Origin of the sequence: Paenarthrobacter sp. TYUT067 (assembly GCF_023656375.1) — a bacterium.
In the GTDB taxonomy this organism is placed as follows: domain Bacteria; phylum Actinomycetota; class Actinomycetes; order Actinomycetales; family Micrococcaceae; genus Arthrobacter.
Map to the genome: position 1 here is coordinate 1 of NZ_JAMOIT010000031.1, position 14,347 is coordinate 14,347.

Annotated in this window: 12 protein-coding genes and 1 riboswitch; of the genes, 2 read left to right on the forward strand and 10 right to left on the reverse strand. The window is 63.7% G+C overall.

What is annotated here, in order from left to right; translation table 11 throughout:
• Positions 1 to 60 precede the first annotated feature (60 nt).
• The 10 genes from MOD31_RS20760 to MOD31_RS20805 all read right to left on the reverse strand — a co-directional run bounded on the left by MOD31_RS20760 (position 61) and on the right by MOD31_RS20805 (position 9,478).
• Complete coding sequence (locus MOD31_RS20760) at positions 61 to 795, reverse strand: aspartate/glutamate racemase family protein (RefSeq protein WP_142937453.1); 735 nt, start codon at positions 793 to 795, stop codon at positions 61 to 63.
• A gap of 8 nt (positions 796 to 803) precedes the next feature.
• Positions 804 to 1,505, reverse strand: a complete 702-nt coding sequence (locus tag MOD31_RS20765; RefSeq protein ID WP_250821571.1) for a dihydroorotase family protein — start codon at positions 1,503 to 1,505, stop codon at positions 804 to 806.
• Positions 1,469 to 2,221, reverse strand: coding sequence for an amidohydrolase family protein (locus MOD31_RS20770; protein ID WP_250821572.1), 753 nt, complete (start codon positions 2,219 to 2,221; stop codon positions 1,469 to 1,471). Before MOD31_RS20770 ends, MOD31_RS20765 begins: the two co-directional genes overlap by 37 nt.
• Before the next feature lie 28 nt (positions 2,222 to 2,249).
• Entirely contained in the window at positions 2,250 to 3,059 is an 810-nt protein-coding gene (locus MOD31_RS20775) for an aspartate/glutamate racemase family protein (protein WP_142937455.1), read from the reverse strand.
• A complete protein-coding gene (locus MOD31_RS20780) occupies positions 3,056 to 3,739 on the reverse strand; it encodes a GntR family transcriptional regulator (protein WP_142937456.1) in 684 nt (227 codons plus the stop codon). The genes MOD31_RS20775 and MOD31_RS20780 overlap by 4 nt, the downstream gene beginning before the upstream one ends.
• Before the next feature lie 104 nt (positions 3,740 to 3,843).
• A complete protein-coding gene (locus MOD31_RS20785; protein ID WP_223941225.1) occupies positions 3,844 to 5,193 on the reverse strand; it encodes an MFS transporter in 1,350 nt (449 codons plus the stop codon).
• Positions 5,194 to 5,458: 265 nt separating this feature from the next.
• Positions 5,459 to 6,337, reverse strand: a complete 879-nt coding sequence (locus tag MOD31_RS20790; protein ID WP_166841891.1) for an amino acid-binding protein — start codon at positions 6,335 to 6,337, stop codon at positions 5,459 to 5,461.
• A gap of 169 nt (positions 6,338 to 6,506) precedes the next feature.
• Positions 6,507 to 6,971, reverse strand: a complete 465-nt coding sequence (gene mscL / locus MOD31_RS20795) for a large conductance mechanosensitive channel protein MscL (RefSeq protein WP_166841890.1) — start codon at positions 6,969 to 6,971, stop codon at positions 6,507 to 6,509.
• A gap of 132 nt (positions 6,972 to 7,103) precedes the next feature.
• Positions 7,104 to 8,099: an agmatinase gene (gene speB, locus MOD31_RS20800; RefSeq protein ID WP_142937459.1), complete on the reverse strand. Its 996-nt coding sequence runs from the start codon at positions 8,097 to 8,099 to the stop codon at positions 7,104 to 7,106.
• Positions 8,096 to 9,478 carry an MFS transporter gene (locus tag MOD31_RS20805; protein ID WP_142937460.1) on the reverse strand — a complete coding sequence of 461 codons (1,383 nt, stop codon included), beginning with the start codon at positions 9,476 to 9,478 and terminating at the stop codon, positions 8,096 to 8,098. Before MOD31_RS20805 ends, speB begins: the two co-directional genes overlap by 4 nt.
• A gap of 163 nt (positions 9,479 to 9,641) precedes the next feature.
• Here MOD31_RS20805 and MOD31_RS20810 point away from each other — a divergent pair, with 163 nt between their 5' ends.
• Both MOD31_RS20810 and gcvP read left to right on the forward strand, forming a co-directional pair.
• Entirely contained in the window at positions 9,642 to 11,171 is a 1,530-nt protein-coding gene (locus MOD31_RS20810) for a PucR family transcriptional regulator (protein WP_250821573.1), read from the forward strand.
• Positions 11,172 to 11,245: 74 nt separating this feature from the next.
• A riboswitch (glycine riboswitch) is annotated at positions 11,246 to 11,344 on the forward strand.
• 149 nt (positions 11,345 to 11,493) lie between these two features.
• The gene (gene gcvP / locus MOD31_RS20815) at positions 11,494 to 14,346 is read left to right on the forward strand and encodes an aminomethyl-transferring glycine dehydrogenase (protein WP_250821574.1); all 2,853 of its coding nucleotides are present in this window, start codon (positions 11,494 to 11,496) and stop codon (positions 14,344 to 14,346) included.
• Position 14,347 lies beyond the last annotated feature (1 nt).

The following is a 14,347-nucleotide window of genomic DNA, read 5'->3' on the forward strand; positions in this document are numbered from 1 at the left end:
GCGGCGCAGGCATCCGGATCCAGCTCATCAACTGAGCTGGATCCGGAGAGCTGGCTGACGCTACACAGCGTCAGCCAGCAAACGGCCCCACTTCGCGTCGAGCAGTGGGGCTCCCGCCAACTTCAGGGCATGCCAGAGGGTGACCGCCACGGAATCGAGAACGGGTACTCCGGTGCGGCTTTCCACCTCCGCCGTGATGTTGGCGCCGTACAGGTTGGTGCATAGGTAGACCAAGGCATCCGGGTGCGAAGCTGCCAACTCGAGTGACCCAGGAAGCATCTCTTGGTCGGTGACCCGCGCGAAGGACTCGTTGTCGCTGAGGTCCAGGTGCCGGTGGTCGACCGTCTTGATCCCTTCACGGGCATAGGACGAGATCACGGACTCGTTCACGTCGGCGGTGTAGGGCGTGAACAGCCCGATCCGCTCGGTTCCAAACGACGCGAACGCGTCAAGATAAGCGAGCGTGGACGTGGTGGCAGGGATGCCCGTGGCCTCTGTGATCTCGCGGACCAAAGCATGGTCATGCGCAGCGCCAAGCCACGATCCCGAGGTACCGTTCCAGGCGATCACGTCCACATTAGCCGTGGCCAGCAGCTCGGCCGCAGCACGCATCACCGAGGAATCGAACTGCTTGTCCGAGGAATCGTCCAAGGCAATGCGGGTTACCGGGATGCGCGTTGAGTGGATGGTGACGTCCTGGCGATCGCCGAGGATCCGGTACGTCTGCGGCTCCAGGCAGGTGTTGGAGGACGGCACGATCATTCCGATCCGGGTGGCGCGATTGTTGGAAGGCATGGTGGCTCCTAGAGAGTAAGCGTAGAAACGGGCACGGCCAGCGAGTCGCGGTGTTCGGTGAAGCCGTTTCGGGCAACGAAACGTCCCACGGGCCCTGGATCATGGAAACCGTCGCCGTCGAGTACCACGCGACCAGCGGAGACGACGACGGCGGGCCAGCCGTTCAGCGTCTTCCCCTCGAAGGGCGAGAAATCAGTTCCCATGTGCAGCGCGCCGCCGTCGACGGTTTGCTGTTTGACGGGATCGAAGACCACCAGATCGGCGTCGAAACCTTCCACGATTGCGCCCTTGCGCGGCACGGCGTTGATCCGTGCGGGGCCGGCAGAGAAGACCTCCACGAAGTCCTCCACGGATCCGCCGGCTTCGGAAACCAAAGCGGTGAAGCTCACCGGCATGCGGGTCTCAACGCCGGGCAGGCCGTGCGGCATGTAGCGGACATCGTCGGTGCGCTCGCGTTTTTGGGAGAGGTCGTAGCAGGAGTGGTCCGAGGAAACCGTGTGGATGGCTCCGGCTGCAAGGCGGTCTTTGAGAGCGGCCACTGTTTCGGCGCTGCGCATGGGCGGGCAGCACGCGTACCACTCGGGAAACGTCGAACCGTAGACAGTGTCATCGAGGGTCAGATAGTGCGGGCACGTCTCGGAGTACGCCTCCTGCCCGCGCTCGCGGGCCTCGGTCACCAGGTCCACGGCGCCGGGTGTTGACTGGTGCACGAAGCCCCGGTGTACTCGGCCATGGCAAGCGTCTCTTTGACGGATACTTCCTCGGCGAGTTCCGGCCGGGTCCGGTGCAGGTGCTCGATCCCGATCAGGCCATCGGAGGCGTGTTGTTCCGTGCAGTCGGTGATGATGGCGTCGTGCTCGGCGTGGATGTAGGTCAGGCCGTCCAGGCGAACCATTTCGCGCATGACCTTCAGGACCGTATCTCCATCGGCCATGGTGGAACCACGGTTGGTGGTGTACATCTTCACGGACCGAATACCCTCGGCGGCCAGTTGCTCCAGTTGCCACGGGACGGTCTCGTCCCACGTGACCACTGCCCCGTGCAGTGCGACGTCGCAGCGTGAATCGGCGGCGAGCCGTTTCTTGTTCAGGACGGCATCCAGGGGAGTTTCCTGGGCGTCGCGTGGAATACCGAAGTCAATGATGGTGGTGGTCCCACCCCACAGCGCAGCGGTGGAGGTGGTCCGGTAGTCATCCAGGGTGCGGAAGCGGCCGGTCACTTGGGCCACGTGGCAGTGGCCGTCCACGCCGCCGGGAATGACCAGTTGACCCACCGCTTCTACGGTGCGGACGGCGGCAGGAACGGGCTCGGTGGCGTCAATGAGCTCGATGATGCGGCCTCCGTCCACCACTACATGGGCGTCCTGTCGGCCAAAGCTGTTGACCACGGTGCCGTGGGCAATGACGAGATCGGGGAGTTGGGACATCGTCGTCCTCCTTTGTTCTTGAAAAGTTCTAGACAGTGGCAGGGCGGTGGGCCGACTGCGCTGTGGCCAAGGCGGCGTCGAGGTCTTGCGACAGGCCCCGCCTGGCCTTCACCGGCGGTGCTGCGAACGAACCGCTGCGATGGGCGCCGGAACGCAGGGCCACCACGGCCTCCGTCATACGAATGCCGGCCGAGATACCGTCAACCACCGGCACGGGGATGTGGCCTTCAAGTTCCCGGGCCAGTCCGGCGAGCGGTGCACCCGCGAGGATCACGACGTCGGCGCCGTCCTCGTCGACGGCCTGCCGGCTAAGTGCCAAGAGGGTTTCCTTGAAATCGGCTTGTACGGAGCCGATCGAGTTCAGGCTCTGGTTGATGGAGCGAATGGAGGCCAGGCGGCCACCGAAGCCGAATCGTTCAACACAGTCGAGGTACCAGGCTTGTATGCGGTCCGAAATGGCGATGATGGAGAACCTGTGGCCTTGCAGTGCTGCTGCGCACAGGGCGGCCTCGGTGATGCCGATGACCGGTACGTCCACCAGCTCTTTCAAGGCCGGCATGCCGGGGTCTCCGAAGGCAGCCACCACAACGCCGTCCACCGCGGTTCCGCCGGGTTCGTCCCCGGCGTGAGTGCCGCCGTCGTGCCCGTATTCGGCGATGAGTTCGGCAACCGCACCCGCAGCGATCAGTGCCTCGAAGCGCGTCTCGATATATTCGACGCCGTGCCCGGCGGTCCGCACGATCAACTCGGTATCCGGACCCGCCGACCGCTGTGCTTCGGCTTCGATCAGGGCTGTGACGTCGTCACTGATATTGGGATTGATGACCAGGAGTTTCATGGTTTCTTCCGTTGCAGCTTGGGCTCCGTCGCGCTGGACTCCTGCGGGAACTGCTCGCGGTACTTGCCGATGTGCGACGCCGATTGCGCGGCGGCGCGGTCTGGATCGCCGCTGGCGATGGCGGCGTAGAGGTCGCGGTGTTCCTGGATGAGTTCCGGGAGGTCGCTGACATGGCGGAAGAGCCAATGCATGCGTCCCTGCAGGGGTTCCAGTGCGGAGCGGAGGAAATCGTTGTTGGCGATGCGCGTGATGGCATCGTGGAATTCGCTGTTGGCGCGGTGGGCTTCCAGAATGGAGCCCTTGGCCAGGCAGCGGTCGGCCTCGTTCAGGAGGCCTTGGAGGTGTTCGAGATCTGTCACGGTGGCTCGTTTGGCGGCCAGGCGGCAGGCAAGCACCTCAAGGGATTGGCGGACATCGAAGAGATCTTCCACGTCCTTGGGGCTCAGCCCGCTGACCTCGGAGCCGCGGCCGGCGCGGTCGCGGATCAGGCCCTCCTGCCGGAGCATCCTCAGGGCTTCGCGGATGGGAAGGCGGGAGACATTGAATTCGGCGGCGAGATCGCGTTCCACCAGCCGGGTGCCGGGCGCATAGTGCCCCTCAAAAATCCTGGAACGGAGCGTGTCACGCACAGACTCCCGGAGGGGGCGGTCAGTGTTCTTCGTGTCTTCTGCGGCAAGCATGTCCAGCTCCAATTCGTAATGTGTGAGGCAGTGCGCCCGGCGACCCGACGGGCATCCGGCCATCCGGCGGTTCAGGACCGTCCGGCCGGACCGGTCGATGCGAGTCAGACCGGGAGTCGCTTGTTGTAATCCAGTGCCAGCACCGAGATGCCCATGATGACGGCGGATCCAACAAAGTACAGCAGTGCCCAGGTGTAGGAGCCGGTGGCCCCGACAATCAGGCCTACCACAATCGGGGTGACGAATCCGGCAATGTTGCCGCTGAAGTTCATGGCACCGCCCAGGACACCGGCGTTGGTCCGGCCACCAAGGATGGACGGGATGGACCAGAACAGGCCAACCCAGCGCAGGAAGAACAGGACCACCGAGAGAAGCACGACGGCGGTGATCGGGTCCGCGACAATGGTGACACCTACGAGGCCGCTCACCACGACGACGCTGGAGATGCCCAGCAGCGTACGCATGACGAGGTTCGCGGATGCGCCGGAGGCGCGCCACTTGTCGGCGATGATGCCGCCGAGGATTTCACCGACGAAGCCGGCACCGAAGATGACGAACGTGGACCAGCCGATGGTCTTGAGGTCGAAGCCCTTGGCTTGTGCCAGGTAAAGCGGACCCCAGGTCAGCAGACCGTAGAAGACGCCGTTGAAGCCAAGCCAGCCGAAGCACATGGCCCAGAAGGACCGGAACTTCAAGTAGGGGAGGAGCGCGCGCTTGCCTTGGGCGCCTTCCTTTGCGGCCTCGGCATCGTCCTCGGCGTGGGAAGCCTCGATGTAGGCGGCTTCTGCCTCATTGACGCCCTTGTGCTGGCGGGGGTTGTCGCGGATGTACCACCAGACTGCAAGGCCCATGAGGATGGTGGCTGCTCCGGCGATGATGAAGGACATCCGCCAGCTGCCGGTGGACGCGATCAGCCAGGTGATGAGGATGCCGCCCAGGCCCGCGCCAAGGGGAGCTCCGGCGTCGAGGATGGTGGCGCCGCGGCCACGTTCCTTCTTGTGCATCCAGATGGCATTGAGCTTGCCACCTGCCGGCATGACGCCGGCTTCAGTGACGCCGATACCCAGGCGGGCGATGAACATGCTGACGAATCCGCCAGCGAAACCGGAAGCGGCCGTGGCCGCGCCCCAGCCGATGCAGGAAGCGGTGACCATTTTGCGGGGGCCGAACTTATCGATCAGCCAACCGACGGGGATCTGCATCAGGGCATAGGTCCAGAAGAAGGCCGACAACAAGAGCCCGACGAGCTCGGGAGGCAGGTTGAATTCCTTCTGGATGATGGGGAGGGCTACGGAGATGGAACCACGGTCTATGTAATTGACCGCGACGAGGACCAGAAGCAGGATGAAGAGCTTCCAGCGGACGTTCGTGCGTCGCTGCACGCCGTTCTTGCCGGATGTGGGCTCGTTCTCCTGGGTTTCCTCGGTTGCCAGTTGGGTGTTTTGGGGAGACACAGCTTCTCCTTCATTAGGAGTCAACGGGATGGAATGTCTTGGGGGGATGAGCCGGGCGGGATACCGCTGCAGCCTGACCCGCGCCGGCGGCAGCTGTTGTGGGCCTGCCCATCGATGGGGCGGAACCACAGCCGGAAGCGGGATCATTTGGGATCCCGCTTTGGGATCCCAAAAACAAAACTAGATGTGATGTGCGGCACTGTCAAGGGTTTTGGTATACCTGCGCTCCCCGCCGAATGTGACCGAGCCCGTTGCGGCGCCCTGCCTAACCCCGCTGTCCCTCCGTTGAGGCCGAACTGTATGCCAGAATCTCTGCCAGCTCGGCGAGCCGGTGCGCACGCGCCGATTCTGCCGGAGTGAACGGCTCGCCAGCACGAGAGAAGACCAGTGGTCCATGCCAGGCCGTCGGGATCTTGAGGATGTCTGTTGAAGGCCCGACGCCGGTTGTCGCCTCGCTGCCCGGGCGTTCCGGATCGATGGGAACTACTTTCGCGGAAAGAAGCTCGGCGACAGCCAGGGGGAGTTCCTGCGGATTCCCGGCGACCCTTGTGGCGAGGCTCAGCGCCTTGGTTTGGCCATCGGCCATGGCCAGTGCGGTGGTGGGCCAAACCTGGGACTCACGCCCGCCGCCGTCGTGCAGTGCCTTCAGCAGTTCCTGTTCGGTGACGCTCCCCGGTGCCGAGAGCACGAACTCGTCCATCACCGCACCCTCCATACCGGCTCCGGCCGTCACATGGACATGCAGGCTGAGGATGTTGCTGTCCAACTTCGCGAGTGATTGGGTGATTTTCTGCAGTGATCCCGGCTGGTCGTGGAGCAGGGTACGCGCGCGCCACAGCGAGGGCGCCAGATGAAGCTGCCTGCGCTGGTGAAGGGCTGCGCCGTGCAGCCAACGCCGCAGAACCTTCGCGGCAGACGGCTCAGCCACCCAGATGACCAGCACGGTGGCCGTGACCGCCAGCAACAGGACCTTGGCCACGTAGGGCAGATGGGTTTCCACCACTGCGGCATGGACCAGGAGCTCGATGGGAAGCATGACCGCGATGTTGGCGAGGGTGAGGCGGGCCTTGGGCGGTTCGGGCAACTGGCCGCAGACATCACAGAGGAGGTCCGCGGTGACGGGAGTGCTCGGGTTGGGCTTCATGCTTTCATGCTGCCCTGCCCCTGTTTCGAACCGATTGCCTGTGCGTCACGTTCCGGGGACAGCCCAGTGAACGCAAAGAACCCGGCGTTCTCGCGAGGAGAACGCCGGGTTCTTCAAGCAACCGGGTTCAGTGAAGCAACCGGAAAGGGGCGATCGCGGAGAGCGGGGCCTAGCGGATGCGGTCCGAATCGAGGTCCGGGTCGAGGTCCGAACCCTGGCCTGCGTTGCGGGCGGCGGCCGCGTCCTTCAGGAGATCGCGGATTTCGGCCAGCAGCGCAGTATCTGCAGGCAGCGGCTCCTCCTCGGGCTCCTCGGTGGAGAGCCGGTCCTTGACCAGGGAGTTGATTTTGTTCATGGGTGCCACGAAGATGAAGTACACCACGGCCGCGGTGATCACGAACGTCACCAGGGCGGTCAGCACGGCGCCGAAATCAACGAACGTAGCGGGGTTGTTCTCCCAGATCTTGAAGCCCAGTCCTTCGGCGTTCATGCCGCCGGCGGCAGCGATCACGGGGTTGATGATGTGGTTGGTGAAGGCTCCGACAAGAGCGGTGAAGGCACTGCCGATGACGACGGCAATGGCCAGCTCAATCACGTTGCCGCGAAGTATGAAGTCCTTGAAACCCTTAAACATGGATGGTCCTCCGATTGGGTGCGGGTGTCTGCCTCAGCAGAGATCAAACTACCACTCCGGGGTTTCACGTGGGGGTCAAGCGGTGTCTTTGGCCGCCGGACCCCCACTGGATTCCAGCTTGGGCGTTCCGGATCAGGCGGACGTTGCTTCCAGATCGCGCTGGGAAACCCTTGCGCCCTTCCCTCTGTTCACCATGAGAGCCAGCAGGTCGAACACCACGGTTGCCGCGGCCACGCTGGTGATGTCGGCGTGGTCATAGGCGGGCGCTACTTCAACGACGTCGGCGCCTACGATGTTGATGCCGTTCAGGCCGCGGAGCAGTGCCAGAAGTTCGCGGGAATGCAGTCCGCCCATTTCAGGCGTGCCAGTGCCCGGTGCGTAGGACGGATCCAGGACGTCGATGTCGATGGAAACGTACACGGGAGTATCGCCCAACCGCTGCTTGACCTGGTCAATGGCCGCCGGGACGCCGATGACATCCAGGTCAGAACAGCGAATGATCTGGAAGCCGAACTCGTGGTCCTTAAGGAAGTCGTTGCGATCGTAAACCGGGCCACGGATGCCTACATGCATGGATTTGTCTTCAATCAGGAGCCCCTCTTCGAAGGCCCTGCGGAAGATGGTCCCGTGAGTGACCGGCTGGTCAAAGTAGGTGTCCCACGTGTCCAGGTGGGCATCGAAGTGAAGCAGTGCAACGGGGCCGTGCACTGTGTTGAGGGCCCGCAACATGGGGAGGGCAATGGTGTGGTCGCCGCCGATGGAGATCAATTTCTTGTCCTGGCTGATCAGCGGGCGGGCCTGCTCCTCGATCTCGCGCACTGCCCGGCTGATGTCGTAGGGCGTACACGCGATATCGCCGGCATCCACTACCTGGACTTCGTTGACCGGCTCGACGTCCAGCTCGGGGTGGTATCCGGGGCGCAACAGGCGGGAGGCCTCGCGGACTGCGGCCGGGCCAAACCGGGCGCCGGGACGGTAGGAGGTACCGCCGTCGAACGGGACGCCGACGATCGCGATGTCGTAGTCGGGAACGCGATCGATCTGCGGCAGCCTCGCGAAGGTACCCAATCCTGCGAAGCGGGGAACCTTGGTGGCATCGACGGGGCCAATGGGCTGGTGAGTGGTCATGACAGGGATCCTTCGGTTACTTTGTGGGACTCCGGGGTGCCCGGCTTCTTTTTACTGGTGAGTTCTGAGAGGGACTTGTTGGCCGTTTCCGGCGCGAGCAAGAACGTCGCTATCAGGCCAGCCAGAGAGATGACGGCGCCGATGAGCAGGGAACCGGCGGCACCAAAGCTCACAATGGCGATGGGCATCAAGTACGTGCTGGCCGCCGAGCCGATGCGGCTGATTGCCGTGCCGAAGCCCACTGCCGTTGCGCGGACCTCCGTAGGGAAGAGCTCGTTGGGGTAGACAACTTCGAGGAAGCTGGAGGCGCCGGAAGCCAGCGCGAAGATCGCCAACGCGATGAACAGCGGTGCGGCCTGGACGTCGGGAATGAAGGCCGGGATGGCGAGTGCCACCACGATGACGCCGAAGCTCCAAAGGAGCAACTTGCGTCGACCTATTCTTTCCACGAGCCAGAGGCCGGGAATGCCACCCACCACGAACAACATGGAGATCAGGAACGATCCCCCGTAGAGGTTGGCGTCGCCGTGCATCCCGAAAGATGCCAGAAGGTCCGGGGCGAACGTGTAGACGGCGAAGAGCGGGATCACCTGGGCCGTCCAGAAGATGGAGACAAACAACGTGCGCTTCCAATACTGGCCCCTGAAGATATCCAGGAACCGGCCCTGCTTGGCGGGACCCTCGCTGTCAGAAGCGATATCGCTCAGCCCGTATTGCTGCCCGTAGACCTTCTTGATGACTGCGTCAGCCTCATCACGTCGGCCTCGGGAGAGCAGCCAGCGAGGCGACTCTGGGGTGCCGAGACGGCACAGCAGGGTAATGATGGCGAAGATCGCAGGGCTGGCGACCATCCAGCGCCAGGCGTCCGGACCCATGTCCCGAAGCAGATAACCGACGGCGTACGCGACGGCCGCGCCAACGGCCCAGACCACGAAGGTGGCGCCCAGCAGACGGCCGCGGTGCTTCTTCGGCAGGAACTCTGCCAGAAGGGAGGTGGCGATGGGGTAGTCGGCGCCAATGGCCATTCCAAGGAAGAAGCGGCACAGGACAACCTGCCACACTTCGGTCGCGAAGCCGTTCAAGAGGGAGAAGACGGCCAGCGCGATGAGATCGGCTATGTACATCTTGTGCCGGCCGATCTTGTCGGTGAGCCACCCAAAGACGGCACCGCCGAAGAAAATGCCCACTAAGCTGGCCGCGCCGATCAAACCGATTTCAGCCGTGCTGAGCTGCAGCCCCGGCGTCATGGTGATCAGGGCGATGCCGATGATGGATAGGGCATACCCATCAATGAACGGTCCGCCGGAGGCGAAGAACGTCAGCTTCTTGTGAAACGTGGTCAGTGGGGCATCGTCAATGAGGTTGCTTGTTGCGCTCATTGCAACCCTCTCTCGTGAGTGCTCTTGGGGAGCGGGGGGAGTAAGTACTTCAATTCTTGGTGACCCGCGTCACTCCGGCTATCTGCACTTTGAATACAAATGATGAAGTCTCTTATACCTTTGTCTAAAGCGCCCCATCAACGTACAGAACAGGAGTCCACCAATGGCAATCACCGTCGCCGAACTCGTCGCCGAGCCGCAGCTTGGCCTCACGCTCCTGGCCGGATCTGGCGGCGCCGACAACCGCATCACGTGGGCCCACACCTCGGACCTGCCACGGCTCTGGGAATGGGTCACAGGCGGCGAGCTCATGATGACCAATGGCCTCTCGATTCCAGCTGACGCTGACGGGCAAGTGGCGCTCGCCGAAGCCTTGATGGACTCCGGCGCCAGCGCCTTGGCCATCGGCGAGAAGATGCACGCGCCGCCCCTGACCGCGGAATTCCTGGCCGCTTGCGACAGGCTGCCGTTGCCCCTGCTCAACATCCCGTATCCCTTGCCGTTCATCGCGATCGCCCGCTCGGTTGCTGAGGCGTCGTTGGTGGAAGAATCCCGACGACTCCGGCAGACAGCGCGGGTCTACGATCTACTCCGGACTGTCGGCGCATCCGAGGATCATTGGCAGAGCCTTGTCCAGCGGCTTGCCACGGAGCTCGACGCAGAGCTGTTCGTGGTGGACCGCCGCTGCCTGCATCCGTGGCATCCCGAAGGTCAGCGGCTCCCGGACTTCCTGGCCGACGAATGGGCCCCGCTTCCCGGCCGGGTCTCTGTGGCCGGCAAGAACTTCCAGTGGCACCGGATCCGCGGCAGGCACGTGCTGACCATGGACATTCCCACCCATGCAAACGCGCTTCTGGTGGTGCTGCCCAACAGCGAACCGCACCCGGACGCCGTCGTACTTCTCCATGCCGCGACCGTGCTGGGACTGCAGCTTTCGCGCATCGTCCTGTCGTTGGAAGGCCGCCACCGGCTGGCCGGCGAGTTCCTGATGCAGGCCATGGAGGGACGCCTCGGAGTGGCCGAGATGGAGAGCCGGCTGACGGCTTTTGAGGTGCCGGCCCGGGATTTCGTGCTCGCCTCCATGTCGGCGGACGCTGCCAGGGAATTGGACGCTGTCAAGCAAGCGGACGACGGCGGTGGGCTGGCTGGCGTGCACATCGAACTGTGGCGGCACGGGGTTGCGTCAGCGTCCTTGAAGCGGAACAACAGGCTGCATGTGGTGGTCCCAGCTGATGCGGACGACGACGTCCTGGCGCACTGCGCCGGCGCGGAAACCGTCATCGGCATCAGTGCCCCGGCCGCCGTTGCGGGGCTGCAACGGGCTCTTCAGGAGTCCCTTTGGGCTCTCGGCTCGGCCAAGGCCAACAAGCTGGACGTCGCCCACTATGCGCAGGGACCATCGTGGTTGGGCATGACGGGTTTTGAGGAAGGAACGGCGCTGGTCCGGCGACTGCTGGGCCCAATTTTTGACTACGAGCAGAGCCAGGACGGCGATCTCATCGTCACCTTGCGGACCTATCTGAACTCGCAGCGTTCCTGGCAAAAGACGGCTGCCGCCCTGTTCGCGCACCGGCAAACAATCATCTACCGCATACGAAAAATCGGTGAGCTGACGGGGCTGGACATGGGTGAGACCTCCACGGTGGCGCAACTCTGGTTCGCGTTGCAGATTCACGAGACCATGCACCAGTAGCCGCACCTTGCTTGCGCTTTTTCGAAACTACCCGCTATGGTGTGAAGCGTGTCACTCAGGTGGCGCAACGCTTTTGATCTGCGGCGGGAGAGTCCTGCCGGTACATCCAGTCAGGCGCCGTAGGAGCAAATCCTCCCCAGGAATCTCTCAGGCCCATGTACCGCCGCGGTTAGGCAACTCTGGAAAGCAGTCCGGGCAACCGGGCTCACCGACGGTGCAAGCAGGAGACCATCCCTGCGGAATCTCTCAGGTCCAATACAGAGCGGGGAGGAACCCCACATCATCGTGGCGCTCAGTGGGCGCCTGAATCATGGAGTTCCTCTTGACTGTTAAATCAACCCCCACCGCCTTCGCGGACCGGCATATCGGCGCCCGTCGCCAGGCCGACGTTGACACCATGCTCAAGGCCATCGGCTACGACTCTGTCGACGGCTTGGTGGACGTCGCGGTCCCCGATTCCATCCGCCAGGACACAGCGCTGAAGCTGAACGATGCCCTCACCGAGGTGCAGGTCCTCACAGAGTTGCGCAAGCTGGCTTCGAAGAACAAGACCGCCGTGCAGATGATCGGCCAGGGCTACTACGACACCGTCACGCCCCCGGTTATCCGCCGCAACATCCTCGAAGCTCCCGCTTGGTACACGGCCTACACCCCGTACCAGCCGGAAATTTCCCAGGGCCGCCTTGAAGCACTCCTGAATTTCCAGACCATGGTGCAGGACCTCACGGGGCTGCCTGTTGCCAACGCTTCGTTGCTGGATGAAGCCACCGCCGTTGCCGAGGCCGTGTTGCTGATGCGCCGGGCCAACAAGAACAAGGCTGCCAAGGACGGCAAGACTGTCCTGGACTCCGACCTCCTCCCGCAGACCATCGCGATCGTGAAGGGACGTGCCGAGGCGTTGGGCTTTGAGGTTGAGATCGCGGACCTGTCGGCCGGACTTCCCGACGGCGACATCAATGGCGTCGTCCTGCAGCAGCCGGGCGTTTCGGGCCGAGTCTTCAACCACTCCGGCGTCATTGCCGACGCGAAGGAACGCGGCGCCCTGGTAACGGTTGCCGCCGACCTTCTGGCGCTCACCCTCATCACGCCCCCGGGTGAACAAGGTGCGGACATCGCCGTCGGAACCGCGCAACGCTTCGGTGTGCCGCTGTTCTTCGGCGGCCCGCACGCTGCCTACATGGCCGTCCGCGAAGGCATGGAGCGCACGCTTCCCGGCCGCATCGTGGGCGTCTCCAAGGACAACGCCGGCGTTCCTGCCTACCGCCTGGCACTCCAGACCCGCGAGCAGCACATCCGCCGCGAGAAGGCCACGTCCAACATCTGCACCGCTCAGGCTCTGCTCGCGATCGTCGCCTCGATGTACGCCGTGTACCACGGTCCCGAAGGCCTGAAGGCGATCGCCGAAACAGTCCACGGGCACGCCCGTGTTTTGGCTACAGCACTGCAGAAGGCCGGCCGCGAACTCGTCTCCGAGGCCTTCTTCGACACCCTCACCGTCCGCGTTCCCGGCAAAGCTGACAAGGTCATCGCCGCCGCCGAAGCCCGCGGCATCAACCTGCGGCTCATCGACGCGGACACCGTTGGCGTTTCCGTTGATGAAACCACGACGCCGGAGGTCCTCTCCGCGGTGGCCGTCGCCTTTGGTGCCGGTCCAGTAAGGGACGCCGCAGGGTTCGAACTGCCCTCTGAAGTGGTCCGCACCTCCGATTTTCTGCAGCATCCGGTGTTCAATACGCACCGTTCCGAGACGCAGCTGTTGCGCTATATCCGCAAGCTGTCCGATCGGGACCTCGCGCTGGACCGAACCATGATCCCGCTGGGCTCGTGCACCATGAAGCTCAACGCGACCGCCGAGATGGAAGCGATCTCGTGGCCGGAGTTCGCTTCCATCCACCCGTTCGCTCCCGACCACCAGACGGCCGGTTGGCGTGAACTGATCACCGACCTCGAGGCCGACCTCACGGAGATCACCGGCTACGACCAGGTCTCCATCCAGCCCAATGCCGGTTCGCAGGGCGAGCTGGCCGGCTTGCTGGCGATCCGCGGCTACCACCTGTCCCGTGGCGACGAGCAGCGCACTGTCTGCTTGATCCCTGCTTCGGCTCATGGGACCAATGCTGCCTCGGCTGTGCTGGCCGGCATGAAGGTTGTTGTGGTGGCTACGGCTGCCGACGGCACTATTGATCATGCCGATCTGACGGCCAAGATCGAGGCCAACAAGGACGTGCTGTCCTGCATCATGATCACGTACCCGTCCACGCACGGTGTGTACGACGCCGACGTCCGCGAGGTTTGCGACGCGATCCACGCAGCCGGCGGCCAGGTCTACGTTGACGGCGCCAACCTCAACGCCCTGGTTGGCTTGGCCCAGCCGGGAAAGTTCGGCGGCGACGTGTCCCACCTGAACCTGCACAAGACCTTCTGCATCCCGCACGGTGGCGGTGGACCGGGCGTTGGCCCTGTTGCTGCGAAGGCACACCTGGCTCCGTTCATGCCAGGCGATGCGAACAAAGCGACGCACGAGGAAGGACACGGGGTGGCCATCTCGGCGTCCCGCTATGGTTCTGCCGGCGTTCTGCCGATTTCCTGGGCGTACGTGAAGCTCATGGGCGGCCAGGGTCTCACCGAAGCCACCAAGTCCGCGCTGCTCGCAGCCAATTACGTTGCCTCCCGCCTGGATGAGCACTTCCCGGTTTTGTACACGGGCGAGGGCGGACTGGTAGCCCACGAGTGCATCCTGGACCTCCGCGAGCTGACCGCACGCACGGGTGTCACGGCCGAGGACGTTGCCAAGCGCCTCATCGACTTTGGCTTCCACGCTCCCACGCTCGCGTTCCCGGTTGCGGGGACGCTCATGGTGGAGCCCACGGAGTCGGAAGACCTTGCCGAGATCGACCGCTTCATCGAAGCCATGATCACCATCCGTGCCGAGATCGAACAGGTGGCCGGTGGTGATTTCACTGTTGAGAAGTCGCCGCTGCGCAACGCGCCGCACACGGCTGCCGCCGTCGTGAGTTCCGACTGGGACCGTGACTACCCGCGTGAGCAGGCCGCCTTCCCGGTCCACCACCTCAAGCAGGACAAGTACTTCCCTCCTGTTGGCCGCATCGACGGCGCCGCCGGTGACCGCAACCTCGTGTGCTCCTGCCCGCCCCTCGAAGATTTTGAAAACTAAG